The organism is Streptomyces silaceus (assembly GCF_001419745.1).
Taxonomy (GTDB): Bacteria; Actinomycetota; Actinomycetes; order Streptomycetales; family Streptomycetaceae; genus Streptomyces; species Streptomyces silaceus.
This window is the reverse complement of the sequence record NZ_LIRJ01000543.1, coordinates 1-1856: the sequence shown is the minus strand read 5'-3', so window position 1 is coordinate 1856 and position 1856 is coordinate 1. Positions and strand designations below refer to the sequence as shown.

Sequence of the window (1856 nt, the reverse complement as noted above, 5' to 3'; positions counted from 1 at the left end):
GAGTCGGCGGGCGTGGGCGACGACTCGGGGGCGGCGACGCTGCTCGACGTCGTCGGCCGCCTCGTGGAGCGCGCCCGTGCGGCGGGTGAGCTGCGGGCGGACGTGACGGTGTCGGACGTCCTGCTGGTGATAGCGACGGCGGCGCCCTCGCTGCCGGACGCGGCGCAGCAGGCGGCGGCCTCTTCGCGGCTGCTCGACATCCTGCTGGAGGGGCTGCGCTCGCGGCCCGCCTCCTAGCGGATCCGGGCGGATCCGGTCGATTTCCCGGGCTTTCCGGTCGCTTCCGCGACACGTCATGCGGCGGAAGGCTCAACTCCGCGTCAGAGAGCGGATGTTGAGCCTTCCCCGAATGAGTGAACGGTAGTGCTCGATTTCGGGAAGTCGCCCCGGACGGGTGGTTGCCCGTCTCGGCTCTCGGCCGGAGCGCGGCCGTGTGGCACTCTTTCCCGGTGGTCGGGTCTGAGTGTGCAACCGGGGGCGTTCCGCGATGAGTGTTGACGGTCGGGACGAGCCGTCCGCCGGCTTCGGCGAGGAGCCCTCCTCGGGAAGCGGCGGCACGGAGACCGGTGGGCTGCCCTCCCGGCAGGTGCCCAGTCAGGGCGGGCCCGGCGGCAGCGCGGGCACCCCTGCGGGATCCGGCGCTCCGGGGAGTCCCGCGGGTGCGGGAAGTCCCACGGGTGCGCCGACCGGCGCGGCTGGTGCGGCTTCCGGCGCGCCTTCTGGTGCCGCCGACCCCAGCGTCCCTCCACAGCGCGAAGGCGGCGCGGGCGCCTCGGCACCCCTGGCCGGCGACGGCCCGGTGTCCGACGCCGACTTGATCTCCCGCATGCGCACGGGCGACGACTCCGCGTACGAGGAGCTCTACCGCCGTCACGCGGATGCGGTGCGCCGCTATGCCGGCACCTGCTGCCGTGACGCCCACACCGCCGACGACCTGACCGCCGAGGTCTTCGCCCGCATGCTGCAGGCGGTGCGCGGCGGCAGCGGGCCCGAGCACGCCGTGCGCGCGTATCTGCTCACCACCGTGCGCCGGGTCGCCGCCGGGTGGACGAAGTCGGCCAAGCGGGAGCAACTGGTCGACGACTTCGCGCTGTTCGCCGCGCAGGCCGCGCGCGGCTCCGACGTCACCGACGACGACACGCTCGACCTGGGCGCCGACGTCCTCGCGATGCACGAGGCCGAGCAGTCGATGGCCATGCAGGCGTTCCGGAGCCTGCCGGAGCGCTGGCAGGCCGTGCTGTGGCACACGGAGGTCGAGGAGGAGTCCCCGAGCGCCGTCGCCACCCTGTTCGGCCTCGACGCGAACGGCACGCGCGTGCTCGCGAGCCGCGCCCGCGAGGGCCTCAAGCAGGCGTATCTGCAGGCGCACGTGAGCGCCACGCTCACCGAGAGCGAGGAGTGCGCGCGCTACGCCGACCGGCTCGGCGCCTACGCCCGCGGCGGCCTGCGCACCCGTGCCGAGCGCGGGCTGCGCAAGCACCTGGAGGAGTGCGCCAAGTGCCGGCTGGCCGCGGGCCAGATCAAGGAAGTCGCCAGCGGCATCCCCGCGGTCGTGCCGATCGCCGTCATCGGCTGGTTCGGTGCCGCCGGGTACGCGAAGGTGGCCGCGCTCATCGGCGGCGGCACCGTCACCGCCGGTGCCGCGGGCGCCGCGGGGGCGGCCGCCGCGGGCGGATCGTCCGGCGGGGCGGCCGCGGGCGGCGGTGCGGCGGCGTCCGAGGGCCTCGGCGCCCCGGCCAAGGCGGGCATCGCGGCGAGCGTCGTCGTCGCGGCCGGTGTCGCCGCGGCCATCGCCCTCACCGGAGGCGGCGGCAAGCCCAAGGAGGACCCGCCGAAGGCCAAGGAGCCCGCGGTGT

At 75.5% G+C, this 1856-nt stretch carries 2 protein-coding genes; both read left to right on the top strand.

Translation table 11 applies throughout. The annotated features are described in order from the left end of the window. Positions 1 to 237 (top strand): SbtR family transcriptional regulator (locus tag AOK22_RS36270; protein ID WP_482255570.1); only part of this gene is annotated, 237 nt, incomplete at its 5' end. Positions 238 to 487: 250 nt separating this feature from the next. Beyond that, on the top strand, positions 488 to 1856 hold a 1369-nt coding region (locus tag AOK22_RS36265; RefSeq protein ID WP_107102116.1), incomplete at its 3' end, for a sigma-70 family RNA polymerase sigma factor.